This is a genomic window from Lysinibacillus agricola (genome assembly GCF_016638705.1).
Classification (GTDB): Bacteria; Bacillota; Bacilli; order Bacillales_A; family Planococcaceae; genus Lysinibacillus; species Lysinibacillus agricola.
The window spans coordinates 3846649-3868116 of the sequence record NZ_CP067341.1; the positions used below are offsets into that span (position 1 = coordinate 3846649).

General features: G+C 37.5%; 22 protein-coding genes. 4 read left to right on the forward strand and 18 right to left on the reverse strand.

The features are described 5' to 3' along the window. Nucleotides 1–5: 5 nt before the first annotated feature. The 3 genes from dnaG to ccpN form a co-directional block, all read right to left on the reverse strand. The gene (gene dnaG, locus FJQ98_RS19175) at nt 6–1838 is read right to left on the reverse strand and encodes a DNA primase (RefSeq protein WP_082340141.1); all 1833 of its coding nucleotides are present in this window, start codon (nt 1836–1838) and stop codon (nt 6–8) included. Between the two features lie 207 nt (nt 1839–2045). Beyond that, the gene (locus tag FJQ98_RS19180) at nt 2046–2858 is read right to left on the reverse strand and encodes a pyruvate, water dikinase regulatory protein (protein WP_053595218.1); all 813 of its coding nucleotides are present in this window, start codon (nt 2856–2858) and stop codon (nt 2046–2048) included. A 17-nt stretch (nt 2859–2875) separates the two neighbouring features. After that, nucleotides 2876–3508, reverse strand: coding sequence for a transcriptional regulator CcpN (gene ccpN / locus FJQ98_RS19185; RefSeq protein WP_053595219.1), 633 nt, complete (start codon nt 3506–3508; stop codon nt 2876–2878). Nucleotides 3509–3964: 456 nt separating this feature from the next. Here ccpN and FJQ98_RS19190 point away from each other — a divergent pair, with 456 nt between their 5' ends. Next, complete coding sequence (locus FJQ98_RS19190; protein WP_053595220.1) at nt 3965–5350, forward strand: glycine--tRNA ligase; 1386 nt, start codon at nt 3965–3967, stop codon at nt 5348–5350. Nucleotides 5351–5399: 49 nt separating this feature from the next. Here the strand turns inward: FJQ98_RS19190 and FJQ98_RS19195 are convergent, their stop codons facing one another. After that, the gene (locus tag FJQ98_RS19195) at nt 5400–6689 is read right to left on the reverse strand and encodes an HD-GYP domain-containing protein (RefSeq protein ID WP_246494241.1); all 1290 of its coding nucleotides are present in this window, start codon (nt 6687–6689) and stop codon (nt 5400–5402) included. Nucleotides 6690–6767: 78 nt separating this feature from the next. Continuing rightward, nucleotides 6768–7121, reverse strand: a complete 354-nt coding sequence (locus tag FJQ98_RS27000; RefSeq protein ID WP_246494242.1) for a hypothetical protein — start codon at nt 7119–7121, stop codon at nt 6768–6770. Between the two features lie 581 nt (nt 7122–7702). On the opposite strand from FJQ98_RS27000, the gene FJQ98_RS19200 reads away from it, so the two are divergent. Then, complete coding sequence (locus tag FJQ98_RS19200) at nt 7703–8005, forward strand: hypothetical protein (RefSeq protein ID WP_053595221.1); 303 nt, start codon at nt 7703–7705, stop codon at nt 8003–8005. 83 nt (nt 8006–8088) lie between these two features. Next, nucleotides 8089–8448: a hypothetical protein gene (locus tag FJQ98_RS19205; protein ID WP_201406509.1), complete on the forward strand. Its 360-nt coding sequence runs from the start codon at nt 8089–8091 to the stop codon at nt 8446–8448. Here the strand turns inward: FJQ98_RS19205 and recO are convergent. The 13 genes from recO to rpsU form a co-directional block, all read right to left on the reverse strand. Then, nucleotides 8445–9239, reverse strand: a complete 795-nt coding sequence (gene recO, locus FJQ98_RS19210) for a DNA repair protein RecO (protein WP_201406510.1) — start codon at nt 9237–9239, stop codon at nt 8445–8447. The two genes, FJQ98_RS19205 and recO, sit on opposite strands and share 4 nt — an antisense overlap. Before the next feature lie 131 nt (nt 9240–9370). Further along, entirely contained in the window at nt 9371–10288 is a 918-nt protein-coding gene (gene era, locus FJQ98_RS19215; RefSeq protein WP_201406511.1) for a GTPase Era, read from the reverse strand. Beyond that, nucleotides 10275–10688, reverse strand: a complete 414-nt coding sequence (locus tag FJQ98_RS19220; protein WP_082340130.1) for a cytidine deaminase — start codon at nt 10686–10688, stop codon at nt 10275–10277. The genes era and FJQ98_RS19220 overlap by 14 nt, the downstream gene beginning before the upstream one ends. Nucleotides 10689–10921: 233 nt before the next feature. After that, nucleotides 10922–11272, reverse strand: coding sequence for a diacylglycerol kinase family protein (locus FJQ98_RS19225; protein WP_053595225.1), 351 nt, complete (start codon nt 11270–11272; stop codon nt 10922–10924). Then, complete coding sequence (ybeY, locus tag FJQ98_RS19230; protein WP_053595226.1) at nt 11273–11746, reverse strand: rRNA maturation RNase YbeY; 474 nt, start codon at nt 11744–11746, stop codon at nt 11273–11275. A gap of 8 nt (nt 11747–11754) precedes the next feature. Continuing rightward, nucleotides 11755–13875, reverse strand: a complete 2121-nt coding sequence (locus FJQ98_RS19235) for an HD family phosphohydrolase (RefSeq protein WP_053595227.1) — start codon at nt 13873–13875, stop codon at nt 11755–11757. 298 nt (nt 13876–14173) lie between these two features. Next, nucleotides 14174–15130 (reverse strand): PhoH family protein, encoded by a 957-nt coding sequence (locus FJQ98_RS19240; protein WP_053595228.1) that lies wholly within the window; start codon nt 15128–15130, stop codon nt 14174–14176. A gap of 2 nt (nt 15131–15132) precedes the next feature. Next, the gene (locus FJQ98_RS19245; protein ID WP_241774575.1) at nt 15133–16248 is read right to left on the reverse strand and encodes a sporulation protein YqfD; all 1116 of its coding nucleotides are present in this window, start codon (nt 16246–16248) and stop codon (nt 15133–15135) included. After that, entirely contained in the window at nt 16235–16495 is a 261-nt protein-coding gene (locus FJQ98_RS19250) for a hypothetical protein (RefSeq protein WP_053595230.1), read from the reverse strand. The genes FJQ98_RS19245 and FJQ98_RS19250 overlap by 14 nt, the downstream gene beginning before the upstream one ends. 55 nt (nt 16496–16550) lie before the next feature. Continuing rightward, the gene (locus tag FJQ98_RS19255) at nt 16551–17042 is read right to left on the reverse strand and encodes a hypothetical protein (protein WP_053595231.1); all 492 of its coding nucleotides are present in this window, start codon (nt 17040–17042) and stop codon (nt 16551–16553) included. A gap of 27 nt (nt 17043–17069) precedes the next feature. Further along, entirely contained in the window at nt 17070–18074 is a 1005-nt protein-coding gene (floA, locus tag FJQ98_RS19260; protein WP_053595232.1) for a flotillin-like protein FloA, read from the reverse strand. A gap of 3 nt (nt 18075–18077) precedes the next feature. Beyond that, a complete protein-coding gene (locus FJQ98_RS19265; RefSeq protein WP_053595233.1) occupies nt 18078–19406 on the reverse strand; it encodes an NfeD family protein in 1329 nt (442 codons plus the stop codon). Nucleotides 19407–19722: 316 nt separating this feature from the next. Next, on the reverse strand, nt 19723–19896 hold the full coding sequence (rpsU, locus tag FJQ98_RS19270; protein ID WP_004227078.1) for a 30S ribosomal protein S21: 174 nt from the start codon (nt 19894–19896) through the stop codon (nt 19723–19725). Between the two features lie 223 nt (nt 19897–20119). Here rpsU and FJQ98_RS19275 point away from each other — a divergent pair, with 223 nt between their 5' ends. Further along, complete coding sequence (locus FJQ98_RS19275; protein WP_053595234.1) at nt 20120–21457, forward strand: TrkH family potassium uptake protein; 1338 nt, start codon at nt 20120–20122, stop codon at nt 21455–21457. Nucleotides 21458–21468 lie beyond the last annotated feature (11 nt).

Below are 21468 nucleotides of genomic sequence, written 5' to 3' on the forward strand. Positions count from 1 at the left end.
TCGGATTAAATCGCCGATAACGATTTTCTTAAATGAATAATCTGTTGGGCGATTTCAAGTGCACGCGCATACTCATGCATCTTCTCCGCTTCCTTTGACTCATGCATCTTTTGTTGAATTTCTTGCTCAATTCTATATTTTTGCAGCTGACGTATTGAGTCTATGACCTCTGCCTCTGCTTGGTCGGGATCCCGTTCCGCTAAAGCCGCTTCCATTACAATCTTACGTAATTCAGAGTCATCCAATATCTCAACAAAACGCTGATAATCAGGATGACCATATTCTTCATAAAATCCTACTAAGCGAACAAAAACTGCCATATAGGCATCTCGTGCAAATGGATCTTTTTGCTCACTACGTAATACCCTGTCCACTACATCTATATTATGAAGCATATGAGCCAGTAATAAACGTTCGGCACGTTCAGCTGCGTCCATAGGCTTTTGTTGCTGAGTGACCGGCATCGAAGGCGTTGGAACAGGCATTTCTACTTTTGCAGAACGTACCTGATTTGCCTCTAGCTTTCGGAATTGAGCATAAATCGCTTCTTCCGAGATGTTTGTTTCATTCGATAGCTGTCTTATATACAGATCTCGTTCAACAGGTGATGATCTACCTACCAGTTGTTCAAGAACCTCTTGAATATATTGAAGCGTATCATTTTCAAACTGAAAGTTCTTATTTCGTCTAGCATGCATCATCATAAAAGCAATATACGCATGAGGGTTTTCCAAAATTTGTTCTTTAAATGCTTGTCCACCTAAACTACGAATGTATTCATCGGGATCTAGCTTATCTGGTAACACCGCAATATTGACTTTCATACGTTCCGTTTGAAGTAACTGTGCCGCTCTTTTTGCCGCATCAAAACCAGCATTATCACCGTCATAGCAAATCGTAATCTGCTCTACTAAGCGCTTTAGCTTTGTGATATGCTGATTCGTAAGCGAGGTGCCCATTGTTGCTACAGCATTCGTTACGCCAACAGAGGTAGCTGCTAAAACATCCATAAACCCTTCCATCAATACTACTTGACGATTTTTTCTAATGGAGGTTCGTGCTTTATCTAGGTTATATAGCACTTCACTCTTTTGAAAAATCGGTGTTTCTGGACTATTTAAATATTTTGCCTCTTCACCAGTCGATGCAAGAATTCGTCCTGAAAATGCTATAATTTTACCGTTCTCATCACGAATAGGAAACATAATACGCCCTCTAAAACGATCAAAATAGCGTTCTTCCCCTTCACGCTTGATAACTAAACCACTTTCCGCGATTTCTTGTAAGTTATAACCTTTTCTTTCAAGCAATATCGTTAATGCATCAAAGCTAGGAAGAGACCATCCAATGCTATTAGATTCTATAAGTTCCCTTGTAAATCCTCTTTCTAGCAAATAATTTAAAGGTTCTTCACCATCTTCAGTATTTAACAGTAAATGATGAAAAAAATCTGCAGCAAAAGCGTGTGCTTCTTTCATCCTTTCTTCCGCTTTAGATACCTTTTTCGCTACTTCAGGTAAACTTGGCCCAACATCTAAATGTATGCCAACACGTTCACCAAGTTTCACGACTGCGTCCGGAAAAGAAATACCTTCTATATCCATGACAAAAGTAATGGCATTACCGCCTGCACCACAACCAAAGCAATGAAAAATTTGTTTGTCTGAAGACACAGAAAAAGATGGCGTTTGTTCTCCATGAAATGGACAGAGACCAAACCAATTTCGCCCACGCTTTGTAAGTTGCATGTATTCGCTTATGACATCAACAATTTCCGATTGTGTGCGAATCTGTTCAATCACTTCTTCTGGAATCTTTCCTGCCAAATTCATCACCATCTTTAAATTACGTTCTAGAACACAATTCGCTATTCGTTTTAAAAATCCTTTATTTCTCGACAAAAAAATAGGATTTTTCTCTTTATAAATATTTTTACCACAATTTTATTATTATAAAACAAAAATTAGTTTTTATCTATACTATTTTCAAAACCGACTCAAAAAAACCGCCTCTTACAACCGAGGTGGTTTATCGAAATTAGTTTCTTATTTACAAGTCGAGATATGCTCAATAATGACATTTGCTGTTTCTTCAACAGCCTTGTTCGTCACATCAATAACCTTACAACCGATTGTACCGACAATTTTTTCAAAATGCTGAATCTCTTCTAATATACGATTATGCTGCGCATAGATAGCATCATCACTCAATCCAAGAGTCATTAATCTTTCTTTTCTAATTGAGTTTAATTTATCAGGAGAAATAATTAAACCAAAACATTTTTTTGGATCAATTTTTAATAGTTCTTCAGGTGGCTCCACTTCTGGTACTAAAGGTACATTTGCCACCTTATAGCGTTTATGTGCTAAATATTGTGATAACGGTGTTTTAGAGGTGCGTGAAACACCAACGAGCACAATATCAGCCTGTAATAGACCACGTGGATCTCTTCCATCATCATATTTTACTGCAAATTCAATAGCCTCAATTTTTTTAAAATAATCATCATCTAGTTGGTGAACGATTCCTGGTGCTTCTAATGGGATTTCTTCCATAAATGTTGCCATTGTCTTTAAAGCAGGTCCTAAAATATCGACAGCATGTATCTTTTCTTGCTCACACAGTTCGTGTAATAACGATCGCATCTCCTGTCGAACAAGCGTGTACACAATAAATGCCTGCTGTTTCGCTGCAAGGCAAACAATTTTTCGGATGAGTTCCTCTGATTGAATATGAGGAAAACGACGTATCACCGTTTTTTCCAAACCAGGTCGAAACTGGCTAATAACTGCTTTAGCTACTTGATCACCAGTTTCACCGACTGAATCAGATACAACAAAAACGCGTAGTCTTTTCATGCTGCTCTCCTTAAAAGTTAGGCATTTTGTACAAGTGATAAGAAAGCTCGTGTAATCGTTGTTTTTGTAAGACGACCAACGATTGTCAATCCACCATCCTGTGGCTCTACTACTGGTAGCGAATCAACTTCTCGTTCAATTAGTTTATTCGCTGCGACAACTAAAGAATCTGATCTCTCACAGTACGAAATATTTGGCATACGTGTCATAATGATATGTACAGGAATTTTGTTTAAATCCTGCGTGCCTATACTTGTACGTAGCAAATCCTTGCGAGAAAGTACCCCTGTCAAAAACTCATTCTTATCCACGACAAAGAGTGTTCCAACATCCTCTGAAAACATGAAGCAAATTGCGTCATAAACAGTCATTGTTTCTGGTACAACAACAGGTCCTGAATGAAAATCTTTCACTTTTAAATTGTGAATACTATCCATTAGTGTAACGGATGCTTTTTTACCTGAATAGAAATAGCCAACACGAGGTCTAGCATCTAAAAAGCCCGCCATCGTGAGTATAGCTAAATCTGGTCTTAAAGTCGCTCTTGTCAGATTGAGACGTTCTGCAATATGTTCGCCTGTAATCGGGCCGTTTTCTTTCACAATTTGTAAAATGTCTTCCTGACGTTTATTGAGTTCGATTGGACTCACCGCCTCAAATCTAATAGTGTTATACTTATGCTCAATTATTATATACTATTTTAATAATTATTGCGAAGAAAAGAACTACATGCTACAATATTGACACATACGCTTGCTCTAGATGTATTTTCGAGCGTTTTGCGTTATACAGGCGATGATGGGAAAAAAGTATCTGTTCCAATTTAAAGCGAGTAGAAGATGGTGAAAGTCTACATAGTAACAGAGAAAAGGCACTCCTTGAGCTAACTTTTTAAAAAGAGGTTTTAAACAACTCGTTTAAAACAATCAGGGTGGAACCGCGGGTTTTAGCACTCGTCCCTGGGCATTTATTGTGCCCGGAGACGGGTGCTATTTTTAATTTAGTCCGTACTAAATTAAAAAATATCTCTGGCGAATTTATATACTATCGATAGTTTGTATAAATTCGTCAAAACTCTTTATATAAACTAGAAGGAGGCTATTTTTATGGCTAACAAATCAATGGAAACAATCGTATCATTAGCGAAGCATCGCGGCTTTGTCTTTCCAGGTTCTGAAATCTATGGAGGCTTAGCAAACACTTGGGATTACGGTCCACTAGGTGTTGAATTAAAAAACAATATTAAAAAAGCATGGTGGCAAAAATTTGTCCAAGAATCAGAGCACAATGTTGGGATAGATGCTGCAATTTTAATGAATCCAAAAGCTTGGGTGGCTTCTGGTCACGTTGGCAACTTTAATGATCCAATGATTGATTGTAAGGCATGTAAAGCGCGCCATCGTGCTGACAAAATCATCGAAGACGCTGCGCTAGCTAAAGGCGATGAAATTATTGTTGATGGTATGACATTTGACCAAATGAAAGAAACGATGGTTAAGTATGACGTAGTATGTCCGGATTGTGGCAAAGCTGATTTTACAGATATTCGCCAATTCAATTTAATGTTTAAAACATTCCAAGGTGTAACAGAATCTTCTACTAACGAAATTTATTTACGCCCAGAAACAGCACAAGGTATTTTCGTGAACTTTAAAAACGTACAACGTTCTATGCGTAAACGTACACCATTCGGTATTGCACAAATTGGTAAATCATTCCGTAACGAAATTACTCCAGGTAACTTCACTTTCCGTACACGTGAATTTGAACAAATGGAACTTGAATTTTTCTGTAAGCCAGGCGAGGACCTTGAATGGCACGCATACTGGAAAGAATTTTGTAAAAATTGGTTATTAAACTTAGGCATGAACGAAGAGTCTATGCGTCTTCGCGATCATGAAGATGACGAATTGTCTCACTACTCAAATGCTACAACTGATATCGAATTTAAATTCCCATTCGGTTGGGGCGAGCTTTGGGGCGTAGCGGATCGCACAGATTACGATTTAAAACAACATATGGAGCATTCTGGTGAAGATTTCACTTACATCGATCCAGTAACAAACGAACGTTATGTTCCATATTGTATCGAGCCTTCTTTAGGTGCAGACCGTGTAACATTAGCATTCCTATGCGATGCTTATGACGAGGAAGAGCTTGAAGGCGATGATAAGCGTACAGTTTTACGCTTCCACCCTGCTCTAGCGCCATTTAAAGCTGCAGTCCTACCACTTTCTAAAAAGCTTTCAGATGAGGCTACTAATGTTTGGGCAGAGCTTCGCAAAGCATTCCCTGTTGACTTTGACGAGTCACAATCAATCGGTAAACGTTACCGTCGCCAAGATGAAATTGGTACACCATTCTGTATCACATACGACTTTGACTCACAAGAGGATGGTCAAGTAACGGTACGTCATCGCGATTCAATGTCTCAAGTTCGTATGCCAATTGCAGATGTTAAAGCATACATTGAAAAACACCTTCAATTCTAAATTATGAAGTATATAAAGAGGGAGTCGCCTTATAAGCGACTCCCTCTTGCTATGCCTTTAATGACGAAAACAAGCGCTCCTGCATCTTCTCCTCAAATGAAAACCTTTTCATACTCATACCGACTAAACTTATGAGTAATTCTTCAATATCTACAAGCGAATAAAAAAGGAATGTTCCTTCACGCATTGGGCGAACTCGTTTCCCAACTGGTAACTCATCCTCAATAAAGTAAGCGACATTTACGTCGCAATGCTCCATTAATTGTGTAATCCGCTGGTCATCATCTGGATTAATAAAGAACGGCACAATTTTGTCAATATACAAAATGCTTTGTACAAGCTTAATGAAGAAATTTTCACGAAGTGAGGTTTCTACAACTAATATAGTCGTTTGCTCATGCTGATAATCCATATATAATACATTTAGTTGCTCTTCTAATAATTTCTTAAGAATATTAATAGAATTTCTATATTTCGTCATATCCGTTTGAATTTCTTTCGTTAATAAACGTAGAATTCGAAAGGCAGGTAAGAATATTTTTAAAACAATCTCTTTTGGGTGTAAATGGTCTATTAATTTATTAAAATAGATTCTTAATTTATTTTCGTCACAGCGAATTAACTGTTCTATAAATAAGTTAAAAATTTCTTCAAAGCTGTTTGTTCGATAATCTATCATTTTCACAATTTTCACACTATAATTCAAAGGTAAAATCATAGACTTTTGTTCATCTAACAGTTTAACTTTAGGTAGCGTTGGGAATAGATCATAAACAAGCTCTACTTGAGCACTTCGATTATCAGATAACTGAACAACCGAGTTGACAGGATAAATCCCTAAGCATTCCACAAATTTGTGCATAAATTTCTCGTTATATAAATGTCGATCACGATATATAACAGCTAATGCATCTGTTGCAGCATATCCCGAATGGTACACACGTTTTGATGTCATTGCTGAATAAACATCAATTATTTGCAGTAATTGAACTCCCTCACTCATATCATCCGCACAGAGTTGATTCGGATAACCTTGACCGGCAAAGCGCTCATGATGATCTCGTGCAAAATAGGCAATCTCTTCCTCCCCATTTTCTATGAGTAGCTCATAACCTTTAGTCGTATGTGTTTTGATAATATCAAACTCATCTTCTGATAATTTTCGTTTTAGATTTAAAATTTTTTGTGGAATACATACCTTCCCAATATCATGGAACAAATAGCCCCTTGCTAGCGTTTCGATATCCGTTAAACCTAAATAACGTGCAAAAATCGTACCTAATACGAAAACATCAAATGAATGAACAAAGGAATACTCATCCCATTCTTTTAATCGCATTAATAAATCATAGCGATGTTTCTTCTCTAAAATTTTTTCAAAAACACCTCGAACATAAGCAGTATCCTGGATGCTTTTTTAAATTTGACCATAGCGCAATTCATGCACAACATTCTCTAATGTAGTCATAAAAAGTTTACTTACTGATTCTTTATACTCATCTATTACCTCATTCTTTTTGTCTATAAGTGGTGCAAATACACCCTCGTAATCCATTGTACGCTGAGCACTTAAATCATGAACAATTCGGACTGAATCAGATGGTAAATAAATAGATAATTCGTCTACTTTTCTAAGTTTAAGTAAGGCAATAATTCGCTCCGTTAAAACTAGATCTTTTTTAGCTAATAAACGATATTCAGAAAAAATATCTTCTGCTAAAATATCATTTGCTTTAACTTCTTCAATACTTAAAGTCACTTTTCTTAGCATATTTTCTGCCACATACGCAATGTTCGAGCATTATGTGACCCCCTCCTTCTTCCATAAGACTGCGTTGTTGTTCTAAAAAAATCTTTTGCTGATAGAGGCATTTTTTACATTTTATATGCATGTCAGATCTATATGAATTAGTCTAGTTTTCAATAGGTTTCAAACGTATAAGTAATACAAGAATAGTTTATCTATATCCTTTACAATATCATAGATTAAAATGCCTTTTCAACTAGTATATGGGACTCGAATGATTAGTTACTACTATGTTTATATTGAAAACATCCCAATTATTAATTATTTATACCTAATACCACCATTTAATAACAGATATTAATTTTAAATAACAAAGATATAAAGACCTATATATCCGAATATAAAAGTGTATATTTATAAAATTTTAGAAAATTTCTCTCAAAAATAATATTTCTGTAAAAAACTAAATTATTATAAATCATTAATCAATTTGTCCTAATACGATCAGCAAGAAATTAATACTACCATTAATATTTTGACAAAATAACTACTCGATTTTCACTAAGAATCATTGAAAAAATAGCGATTATTTAGCTCATCCTTATGTGGGGATTGATTTCCGTTCCGATTTTGGGCGTCCAAGAGCCGCTTGGGACAATAGGTTTTTAGTCACGAAAGCGTTATTACTGGACGTGATGCTTTTAGCCTTCGCTGCTCTACTGGCTCGCTCCGTTTATGCTAGTCAATTGATTCAGGACTATATCTTCGCTTCTTATGGCGGCATTAAGCCTGCAGAGGGTATTTTCATATGGGATGAAGAAGATTACATGATGGAGTCCAGAATTTATGGATTTCTTTTACTGAGTACATGTGAAGAACATAAATGGAAAGCTGCAAACAACACTTAAAGAAGTGAATGAAGAGGATTATGTAGAAAACTTACCGCTCAACTTATAGCCTTATCGATAATTCAGCAACACTTTCTATAATAATGGGCAATATATGGCTAACATTCACCAATGATACACAGCAACAAATGGTGGCTGCTGATGTCGACACGTATGATTTCGTGCGTAGTATTGAATTGTACCGAATTACAGATGAGTTAATGTTTTCGAGTGATGATCTATCGTTTGAGCCAGCAGCTGTAAAAGCTTCAATGAAAGAAAACAAAGTAAATGTTACATCACTAGCAGAAGGTCCCGCTATTTTACATATTACAGGTAAAAATGGTGAAACAGCATACCTATATATAAACTTTCTAAAAATCACTGATAAATGGACTACTTATTACGAATCCATGGATGATCAAGAAGAACTTTATCTAAAAATGCCAGAAGATCAATGTTAATGATCTTCTGGCATTTTTTTCTGATCAGCACTTGTTCTTAACTGTAATTCAGGCGTTCTCTCAAGCTGCTCGATAAATTTTTTTGTTTTAAAACGAATTCCTGTTTGTTCTTCGTAAATTGTTGTTATTATTTTTTTTATAAAATACTTTGTTTCTTTTTTCAATTCTAATTTCCCAATCTGGTCAATCGGCACAGTATAGAACATGCGAATAAGCTTAAGCTGGGTTGGTGTTAATCGAATGATATAAGGATCATGATGATAACAGCGATGACATAAAAAGCCTCCCTGCGTAAAAGAATATGCAAATTCACCATCTACTGAACCACAAGCAGCACAGGCATGTAATACAGGCTGCACACCTGTATAGGGTAGCATTTTCCATTCTACGAACAATGTAATGGCCTCTGGGTCATAACCTTCCTCAATTGCTTGTAATGCTTGTAGAAGTACATCAAATGCAAATGGTTCAGCTTTCCCTTCTTCTACTACACGCTCGACAAGTTCCATTATATAACTTGCATATGCCGTTGCCATTATATCCTCACGAATATGGCGCATGGAATTGAGATGCTCACCTTGTTGCAATGTCCCCATACCAGTATGTTGCTGTACCATAAACACGCCATAGGTAAATGGCTGTGTCACAGATGCTAATCTACTTGAAGGCTTCTTCGCACCTCGAGCCATCGTTGCAACCTTTCCTGCTTCTCTTGTTAGTAATGTTACAATTTTATTTGATTCTCCATAGGCCCGTACCTTTAGAACAATCCCTTCCCATTTATGAAGCATCGATTCTCCTCCTTTCTACAAGCCTCGCATGAAAATAGAGCTCTCCAAAGACTTTTGGACAGCTCCATTTCAAACTACAGACATAAATGGTTATGATGTAAAGTTGTTTCGTAACTTAACAGCATGACCTATTAATATTCATCATCACGGAAACCGAAGTCACGTAAATGTGTTGATTTATTTCGCCAATCCTTTTGCACCTTTACCCAAAGCTCTAAATACACTTTTGAACCAAGAAGCATTTCAATATCTTTTCTTGCACGTATCCCTACTTCTTTTAATAGCGCACCACGTTTACCAATGACAATCCCTTTTTGAGAATCCCTTTCCACGATAATCGTTGCTGCTACACGAATTTTATCTTCATTTTCTTCATCACGGCGAATTTTATCAATAACAACAGCAATGGAATGAGGTATTTCTTCACGCGTTAAATGTAACACTTTTTCACGAATTAACTCTGAAATAATAAAACGCTCAGGATGATCTGTTACTTGATCTGCTGGGTAATATTGTGGACCCTCTGGTAAATATTTACCTAATGTTGCTAATAAATTTTCTACATTATTCCCTTGTAATGCTGAAATCGGTACTATTTCTGCAAAGTCATAACGCTCTTTGTAGCTTTCAATAATTCCTATCAATTCATCAGGGTGAATTTGATCTATTTTATTAATCACTAGGAAGACAGGCGTTGGATTACCCGCCAGCATTTCAAGGATGAATTCGTCACCCTTCCCAAGTTTCTGTTCTGCATTCACCATGAACATAATAACATCCACTTCACGCAATGTATTTTTAGAAACCTTTAGCATAAAAATCCCTAGCTTATGTTTCGGTTTGTGGATTCCTGGTGTATCGATAAAAATCATTTGGCTATCATTTGATGTTAGTACACCTTGTACTTTATTTCGTGTTGTTTGTGGTTTATCACTCATAATCGCGATTTTTTGACCAATAACACGGTTTAAAAATGTTGATTTCCCTACATTTGGTCGACCGATTATGGAGATAAAACCTGACTTGTAGCCATTGTTAGTTTCCAGCATTCTCTAAATCCTCCGTTGTAAATGCAAACGGTAGTAATTCGCCTACAGACGTTACCGTGACATCACCTTTTAAATTTGTTAAATAAACAGGCATAGATGGCTCACAAAATTCCATCATCACTTGACGACAAGCCCCGCATGGCGCACAAGGTCCATCCGTATCAGCTACAATAGCAATCGCCTCAAAGTCATAAATACCTTCCGACACAGCTTTGAAAAATGCTGTACGCTCAGCACAATTGGTCATACTATAGCCAGCATTTTCAATGTTACAGCCATGAACAACCTCTCCATTTTTCGTTAAAAGTGCAGCGCCAACTTTAAATTTTGAATAAGGTACATACGCCTTTTCACGCGCTTTTTTTGATTCCGCTAGTAATGCTTGCATATCAATTGTCATCAATGTTCTCCTTTACATCATAAATAGCTCATCGTTATAACGTGGGGTTGATTTCTGTTCCGGCTTGTCGCTTTTCTGTGGGCGCCCGATGAGCCGCAAGGAGTCATCCAGCCACCACTACAATCAACCTATCACACGGCTTAACAAATATCCTTCGCTAATCTTTGGTGATGAGTCTAATAAATCATAATTCTCCAACACAACTGCTACTACTTCATAACCGATTAGTAATATCAAAACCATTTCGGTATAAATATGAGTAATCCGATTATAGCACTGAATATCGCAAATACAAGTACTGCGCCCGCTGCAAGATCTTTAGCCTGTTTAGCAAGTGGATGGATAGTAGGTGAAGCTAAATCCACTACTCGTTCAATTGCTGTATTAATCATTTCAAGTGCAAACATAAGAGCAATTAATAACAATACAATATACCATTCTATACGTGATAATTCCGTAAAATAGCCAGCAATCAAAGCTATTCCTGCACTTAGTAAGTGGGATTTAAAATTTTGCTCCGCGCAGGCTGTAATAATACCTTTAAAGGCATACCCAAAAGAGCGTACAAATTTGCGAACATTCATTTATTCTCGTCCTAAGCCGTAAGATTGTAAAATCTCATCCTGCTTACCGAACATCACCTTTTCATCTTCTGGAACCATATGATCATAGCCAAGTAGATGTAAGAAACCGTGGACCGCTAAAAAACCTAATTCTCGCTCAAATGAATGCCCATATTCTTCTGCTTGTTCTTTCGTACGATCCGTTGAAATAATAATATCTCCTAAAACACGTGGCATCCCTTCAAATGTTACTTCCATTTCTCCTTCGCCTAATTCCTCAAGGGCAAACGAAATAACATCTGTGGGTTGATCCTTGTCACGATATTCTCGGTTTATTTCTTGAATCACTTCATTTGTCACAAACGTCACTGACACTTCTGTTTCCGGCTCAATATTTTCTATTTTCGCAGCATGCTGTAAAAGCTTTTCAACAAGCTCCATATGCTCAGCATCTACTTCATTTGTTTCATCTGTAAAATCAATTGTTAAAATCATAGATCCTCCTACTTATCTGCCTTTGGATATTCAATACGTGAGTGGAAAATTCCATTCAACGTTTCACAAAGAACTCGCTCTATACATTTTAACTCTTTTATTGAAATATCGCATTCATCAAATTGATTGTCTTGTACTCGATCATCAATAATCGCTCGTACCAGCTTTTGAATTTTTTCTGCATTCGGTTCCTTCATTGATCGAACAGCTGCTTCAACGCTGTCTGCAACACTAATAACTGCCGCTTCCTTCGTTTGCGGTTTCGGTCCCGGATATCTGTACTTTGTATCATCTAAACATTTTCCTTCTTCCTTCGCTTTAAAGTAGAAGTATTTTAACAGACTAGATCCGTGATGCTGCAAGGCAATATCGATAATTTCCTGTGGCATCTTATAACGTCTTAGCATTTCAGCCCCGTCAGTTGTATGTGCGATTATAATTTCTGCGCTTGTTTCTGGGGCCAATGAATCATGCGGATTAATACCAGACATTTGATTCTCAATGAAAAAGGCAGGACGCTTCGTTTTGCCAATATCATGATAATAGCATCCTACACGTGCCAACAATCCATCTGCTCCAATTTCCTCACATGCTGCCTCTGCTAAGTTCGCCACCATTACACTATGATGATATGTTCCTGGAGCTTCCATTAGTAATTTTTTCAGCAATGGATGGTTTGGGTTCGATAGTTCAATTAAACGCAACGACGATAATAAACTAAATGCTGACTCAAAGAATGGTAAGAGACCCATTGTAAGAGCCCCTGATAGTAGAGCCGATATCATTGCTGCTATAAAGTAAAACATCCATTCTGACAAACCATAGGATGATTGTGTCATTAGTAAATAAAATGCGATAAACGACATATTTACTAGCCCTATGACACCTACTGCATGTAAAATATGCGAACGCTTTTCCACACTACGCAAAAAGAATAAACTCGCAAAGCCTCCAAAAATAATATACAGTGTAATTTCCATCTGCATGACAGATGAATAGCCCTCTTGAAAAATCACACCAGCAGATGAAGCTGTCATAACTGTAATTAGAACTGCAGCACGATCATCCGCTAAAAGCCGTACAAGCATCGTTGCCAACGCTGTCGGGAATAGAAAGGCAACAGTAACATCAAAGCCACTTGCCACAAGGCTAATAAATTTCATTATCAGGATGGACAAACCAAAAACAATCACTGTTACCAATAAGGCATTACGCTTCTTGTGTTCATCCGTACCCCAGCGTTCAAACAAAATAAACATGAACATCATTTGCAGAAGTATTAAAATAATAAGCCCTGCAATCGGTTTCATCGATGCTTTATTACTTACCATACCTAGAAGCTCTAATTGACGAAACGCTTCATTATCAATGATTTGCCCTTCTTGTACGATAATTTGCCCTTGGAGAATTCGAGTAGGCTCAACAGATTCCCTCGCCTGTTCCTTTCGAATCTTCGTTTGTTCCTCGTTAATCGTTTCGTTTTCGATAATACTTGTACGTCCAATTAAAACTACCGTATTGAATATTTTATCTGGATAGCCTTGTTGTCCGCGAATTTTTGTCTCAAAATCATTTTGAGACGCAAATACATTTTCTGAACGAATGGATTTTTGTAAATATTCCTTCACGAGTTTCGATAGTTGCGTACTTGTTCTTTTTAAATCTGCTTCACTTTGTATTAACAAACCTTCTAGCTGTGAATCAGTAAAAACAATTGGCATTTGATCTGAATCAATAGATTCAAATTTTTTGCGGAGTTGCGCCACTTGATCGACAATTGGAACAGGTTCTTTGCTGCTACTAACTTCCTCCTTCACGTCAAGAACATAGTCAAATAAAGATGTTACAATTGCAGCTCGCTGTTTAGCAACATCCTCAGAAAATTGATAGACTGGTCCAACTGCATTTGTTGCTTTTTCTCGTTCCTGTTGCGTTTTATAAGTATCTTCTATCGTTTTAGTAGATCGTACAGTTTCAGGCGCTAGTTGTAATGGTTTAAAATCATATGTAACACCTTTAACATTGCCATACATAAAGGCAAATTGCAGGGCTCCTGTTAAGATGAGAACGACAATTAAAAAGTAGCGGAAACCAATAAGTTCTGTAAATTTTCGAAGTTGTTTCTCCATCTGGCACCTCCTCTATCTACCTACTATCATACCAATTCAAAAAACATTTTTCCCGAAAAATGTATAAGAAAAGAAAAAAACAGCTATACAAATTGTATAGCTGTCACAAATTTTTCCATTTTCCAAGTATTTTCACGTTTGTTAAATTTTATATCCGTCGTAGTAGCTCTAAACCTGTTGCACCTGCCGCTACGTTTCACTTCGCTTTCGGTGCAGACTTTTTAAACCCTGTTGCACCTGCCGTTCCGTTTCACTCCACTTTCGGTGCAGACTTTAATATGACCGCTAAGCGGTCATATTAAAGTTGCTGTTCTTCGTAGGCTTGGATGATTTTTGCTACGATTGGGTGACGTACTACATCGCCTTGTTCTAGAGTTTGGAAATGTATAGATTTAACATACTTTAGTGTACGCTCTGCTACGATTAATCCAGATTCCGTATTTTTCGGTAGATCGATTTGTGTTTTATCGCCTGTAATGACCATTTTTGAGCCAAAGCCTAGTCGCGTTAAAAACATCTTCATTTGCTGATGCGTCGTATTTTGGGCTTCATCTAAAATAACAAAGGCATCGTCTAATGTACGGCCACGCATATACGCTAAAGGTGCAATTTCGATTGTGCCTCGTTCAATAAGTCGTTGAGTTTGTTCTGTCCCGTATATATCGTTTAGAGCGTCATAAAGAGGGCGTAAATATGGATCTACCTTTTCCTTTAAATCCCCCGGAAGAAAGCCCAGAGACTCGCCTGCCTCTACTGCAGGGCGAGTTAAAATAATACGCTTTACGTGCCCATTTTTTAGCGCCTGTGTTGCCATGACTACCGCTAAATACGTTTTCCCAGTACCAGCAGGACCGATACCAAAAACAACGTCTTTGTGACGGATTGCTTGTATGTATTCTCGTTGACCGATTGTTTTTGCACGAATAGGCTTTCCTTTCGTCGTGCGTGCTATTTCTTCATCATAAAGTTCTGCAAAATATTCAATAGTTCCTTTTTGTGTCATTTCAATAGCAGTTGCAACATCACGTTGGTCAATATTAATTCCTTTGCGAATGACCTTCAAGAGTTCATGTAAAAGAAAAGTCGCTTGTTCCTTCGCATCCTCTTCACCAGTAAGCTGAATTTGTTCACCACGTGTAATAATGTGGACTTGTAAAGCCTCTTCGATTAATTTCATATTTGCATCTGAAATTCCGAGTAGCATGACCGCTTCGTTTGGATTATCCACTTGTAATACAGTTAAATGTTCTGACATAATCATTCTCCTTGTAGGCCTTGTATTGGACTGGCAATGTTTTCATTGACTAAAAATAGAACTTTCCCTTCAACTGTACCATTCCCCCACTTTACCTGTAAAAGGTTTTCTTTTTTTATAACCGTTTTCGCAGGTAATGAACGTAGCACCTTTTCATGTAGTAATGGTATGAGCAATGAATCTATTTTGGATTCATTAAGCTCTACCTGCATTTTTTTAGTGTACTGTTCCTCAACAATTGAAACATATGGATCGAGCCAATTAGGTAAATCTTTCTTTTGTACATAATCAACCTTTTCATTATGAATGCCCTTAACTAATACACGCCATTGCTTCTGTTGTAGCGTTTCCATCCTTAGCTTTGTTGGAATTTTAAATGAACATTCAAGCCAATAATCAGCATAGACCTCTCCCTTTGCACCAACAAAGACTTGATCTTCCCCACTTTCAATTACACCACTTACGAGAATATCACCTTCGTATGCAGTATCATTCACTGAAATTTTCCGCTCACCATTTTGAATATTAAAATGAGTAATAACACCGCTTTTCGTTGCTACTAAATGGGTCGCAAGCTTTTCATTCGTTGCCTTAGTTTGTTTTGGTGACTCCTGAGGTCGTAAAATCACACGTCCGCCATACTTTTCAATATGCACCCAAGAAAGATCTCGATGCTCTTCTAATAGCTTCTGACGAATGACAGCATCTGAAGGTAAAACTTTTTTAGACATAGGTGTTTCTAATTGAAATGTATCTTGAAAGGTCTTTCCTAAACGTTGCTCTAATTCTGGTGAAGCTGCTTCAATGTCGACACGCCAAATAACTTGTGCACATAGCAATGGTATTAATACCATCATCGCTAGGCCAAGCAAAGTCCAAATCTGTGCTCGAAAAACTTGAAGCTCATCAGCATAATAAACAGCCATTTTAAGTCGGTAACGCCTACGTACACGGCGAATTTTTGATAGATAGTGCATAGTTGTTTCAAAGGCAACCTCTTGCTCACGAAAGACAACACGCTTTAATGGCACATGTTGTGCATGCAATGCTTGAATAAAAGGATGAACATTTTCATGGCGCTTTATACGTATGATTATTGGCCGATTATTCCACATCATTGCTCACACCCATATCCTTTGTCATTTTCATATGGAGCTCCTGTAAATCCTCTACAGAAAGATGAAGCATTTCTTCTTTAAGAGCATTAATTTCCACTGATTTTCCACGCACGGTAATATGATAATCTGCATAGATAAAAGAGCATGACGAAGCATCAGCATGTAGAAAACGATATGGGCCAATGATTTTCAATGTTTCATATTGTAATAATTCAAGTAGTGGCGTTAATTGAAATAGTTTTCTCATAAAAAAATGCCTCCTTCTTCGGCAATATATGCATCGAAAAAGGAGGACATGCTGATTATTTTCTTTTTGCTTTTGGTGGACCTAAAACCTCTGCCATTACAATTGCCTGCATTAATGATTTTTTTGACGTTGGTAATTGAAAAGCCGAATGGGATTCAGCTACTTCCACGTCTTTTTTTTCCGCTGCCAAACGACCAATACTCTCTCTTTTTGTGGTACGACTGACTGTCTCAGTTGGGATTAACGGTGGTGCTGCATAGCTTGGCACTTCCTCTTTTACTGTTTCTTCGACAATTTTCTTCGACTCTTCTACTTTAGGCTGTTCATTGTTCCATTCACCTAAAAATTCACGTGCAAAATCCTCAAAGCTTTGCGGTTTAGCAGTTGGACGTTGTTGTGGAATTTCCTCAGCTTTATGAATGACAGGAGGCTCAACATGCGAACCCTTATTAAAAGGCGGCATTGTTTTTTGTTCTTTTTTATTTTTTGATTTCCCGAAAATAGAGCTGACTATGGCAATTATCGCTATTATAATTAATTGTTCCATTTATTAGTACCGCTCCTTTCCGTTTTTTTATGCATTAGGTTCATTTGTTTCAGACTTATCTGAGCTTACTTTTGAAATGGAGTCTCGCATAGCTGTATCCGCTTGAATGTTGCGGTAGTTCATGTAATCCATTATACCAAGATTACCCGAGCGCAGAGCTTCTGCCATTGCCTGTGGTACCTCAGCTTCTGCTTCTACTACTTTTGCTTTCATCTCTTGTACACGGGCAATCATTTCTTGCTCGTTTGCTACGGCCATTGCACGACGTTCCTCTGCTTTTGCTTGGGCAATGTTTTTATCTGCCTGTGCTTGTTCAATTTGTAATTCTGCACCAATGTTTTTGCCGATATCAACGTCAGCAATATCGATCGATAAGATTTCAAACGCTGTACCAGAATCTAAGCCTTTTGCTAATACAGTTTGAGAAATCATATCAGGATTTTCAAGAACTGTCGTATGACTAGAGGCGCTACCAATTGTAGAAACGATCCCTTCACCTACACGGGCAATAACCGTTTCTTCACCCGCACCACCGACTAAACGTTCAATGTTTGCGCGCACTGTAATACGTGCCTTCGCTTTTACTTCAATCCCGTTCATAGCAACACCTGCAATAAATGGTGTTTCAATAACTTTCGGGTTAACAGACATTTGTACAGCTTCTAATACATCACGACCCGCTAAATCAATGGCTGCACAGCGTTCAAATGTTAATTCGATATTCGCACGGTGCGCCGCGATTAGTGCATTGACTACTCGGTCAACATTACCACCTGCTAAATAATGACTTTCTAGTTGGTTAATCGTAACAGGTAAACCTGCTTTATGTGCTTTAATTAACGGGTTCACAATTCGTGACGGAATTACACGACGTAAACGCATCCCGATTAATGTGAAAATACTAACACGGACACCTGCTGCAAGCGCAGAAATCCACAATGCCACTGGTACAAAGGTAAAGAATACCACGACAACAATAAATAATAAGACTAGACCGGCAATTGGACCTATTAAAGCTAAATCAAATCCCATTTGCTATTCCTCCAACTCTTTTTCTGTTTGTCTCACAACAATTCGTGAGCCTTCTACTTTAATAATTTCTACATGTTTCTCTGCATCAACATAGCCACCTTCCGATACTACATCAATGCGTTCACTACCAAATTGTATTGTACCCGCTGGACGAAGTGGTGTAATCGTTTTACCCACTTTTCCAAGTAACTCTGTGCGATTAACGTTAGACACATAGCCTTCTTCCGACGTTGTCGCATCCATCAAGACTAGCTTGTTTAAAACATGCAATTTTTTACCGAAAAATTTCATCAGGATCACCATTCCTATTATCGCTACAACAAGCGCAACGAAAATCGCTATAATCATTTGCATCATGTTTGCACCTGCCAGTATTAGACTTAGTAATATTAACACGCCACCTAAAATACCAACAATACCTCCGGGGACAAAAAATTCCGCAACAATCAGCGCTAAGCCTACAATGAATAAAAGTAATGCTTCATAACCTGCCAGGCCCGCCACCATATGACCGAAGAAAAATAATCCAAGTGCTGACAATCCCATTATACCCGGAACGCCGAAACCTGGCGAATATAGCTCAACTACAAGTCCCAAGCTTGCAATCGACAATAAAATCGGAACTATAATCGGATTCGTAATAAAACGAGCAAGTTTTTCAGCAAAAGTAGGTTCAATTGGAACGATTTCACTACCATTTAATTGCGTTACTTTTAAAAGATCTTGGAAATTCGAAACCGTCCCCTTAGAATAACCAACCTTTTCTGCCTCCGAAGCAGATAAAGTTAATAATTTCCCTTTTTCTGCTCGAAATTCTGGTAAATCAACAGATGCATCAGCCATTGCTCGTGCATATTTTGGAATGCGGTTTTTCGATTCTGCAGCTGCCTCCATTTGAGCAACCCATGCACTGTGAGCCTTTAAGTCTGCTGCATTTCCTGCAGAGTCAATAACTGCAGCCGCCCCGATCGTTCCATTTGGCACCATATAGATTTCATCCGCATGTAAGGCTAAAAAGGCACCTGCAGAATGCGCGTCTTTGTTAATATACGCAATCGTACGTATATCCGTCGCATCCATAAGCATAGCAATGTCACCCGCTGCATTCACGAAACCGCCAGGCGTATGAATGTCTAAAATAATCGCCTCTGCATAGTTTTCTTCCGCCTCTTTAAAAGCTCGTTCTAAAAATGCGTGAAGTCCTCGTTCTACTTCGTTATGAATAGGTATGTGGTAGACCTTGCTACTTGCAAAAGCCGACGTTAATGGAAACGCTAACAAAAATGTCATCCAAATAACTAATAAATAGCTGAGGATTCTCCGTCTCCGCATCTTTTTCCCTCCCTTCTAACATGCTTCTCTTCTGTATATACGACTGACCATGCAAAAAGTTTCACAAATCTTAATAATTTTATTATACAGTGAATTTTTAATCTGTGGGACTTTTAATAGCAATTAGTATGTAACATAAAAAGCCGAATGAATCGCAGTGATCACATTCGGCTTCTCCAATATGTACGTATATTTGAGCAGAATGTAAAATACCTGAAATTAATCGAAATGGATTAATTTCAGGTATATTTTTGTCTGCTCAGTGAATCATACAATTGCGTGTTATGAACGTAGGGATTTTTAATGGGAAATTAAATTACCACTTACGTTTACGTGCAGCTTCTGATTTCTTTTTACGTTTAACGCTAGGTTTTTCGTAGAACTCGCGCTTTCTAACTTCTTGAATTGTACCACTTTTTGATACAGTACGTTTGAAGCGGCGAAGAGCATCTTCAAGCGATTCGTTTTTGCGAACGACAGTTTTTGACATCTCTCTTTCCCTCCCTCCGAACACACGTCAATACACAAATAGGCAAATAACCATCTGCTGTGTACTAAAGAATTATAACGTATTGTCTAAAAATGGTCAATAGAAAGTGTACGAAATAATATGGTGAATTTTTTGGTTTGATTACCGTAAGAATTTTCAGCTTGCTTTTGGACAACAATAAACAAACATAATTTAAAATTAATCGTTCAATGAGGAGAAAAAAATGAAAACATTAAAAAATAAATTAAATCCTCCAAAAATTCTTGTGCTAGGCTTTGCCACTATCATTTTAATCGGAACATTTTTGTTAACACTCCCCATTGCAACGGCTGATGGTAAAGGTCTTTCATTTTTAGATGCTTTATTTACTGCTACCTCTGCTACCTGTGTAACAGGATTGGTTGTTGTAGATACCGGTGATACATTTTCGATATTTGGAGAATTAATTATTCTTTTTCTTATCCAAATTGGTGGATTAGGCTTTATGACGTTCGCGACGTTATTATTTTTGCTATTAGGAAAAAAGATTTCTTTAAAAGAAAGGCTTTTGTTAAAGGAGGCATTTAATAACGTTACAATAGCTGGTCTAGTTAGATTGGTTAAAAGGATACTGCTATTTACTGCACTAATTGAAATGATAGGTGGCCTAATATTATCTATTCGATTTTCTTTCGATATGCCTATAGGTAAAGCCTTTTATTTCGGATTTTTCCATGCCATATCGAATTTTAATAATGCCGGATTTGATTTAATGGGTGGCTTTAAGGGCTTAACAGAATACGTTGATGATCCTTTCGTCGTATTAACTATTTGCGCACTTATTACGATTGGAGGCTTAGGGTTTATTGTTATAAATGAACTATATGAATACCGCGGAACAAAACGACTTTCAGTGCATACAAAAATTGTATTATCTACAACGCTTATTTTAACAGTCGGTTCGACGCTTTTAATTTTCTTATTTGAATACGGAAATAGTAAAACCCTTGGACCATTATCTGAATGGGGCAAATTTCTTGGTTCATTATACCAGGCTGTTACACCAAGAACTGCTGGCTCTAATACCCTTCCTATTAGTGATTTAACACATTCAACACTAATTTTAATAATTTGGCTAATGTTTATCGGAGGCGGTTCTGGATCGACTGCTGGGGGTATTAAAATAACGACTTTCGCTGTTTTAGTTGCTACGATGTGGTGTCAAATAAAAGGAAAAGAAGATGTTGTACTTTTTAAACGTAGAATTGTTAATGACACGATTCTAAAAGCTTTAACAGTCACAATGTGTGGAATGATGATTGTCGTACTTGTTACCATTGTCTTAAGTATTATTGAGCAACGTCATAGTTTTATGATGTATTTATTTGAGGCTACCTCTGCATTTGGAACCGCTGGACTTTCAATGGGGCTAACTCCCGAGCTATCAACTGGCGGCCGTCTTCTTATCATATTAACAATGTTTGCAGGAAGATTAGGCCCCTTAACAATTGCCTTTGCCATCACAAATCGTCGGAAAACAGAGGCTTTCCGTCATCCAAAAGGAAAGATTATGATTGGGTAACCATGATAAAG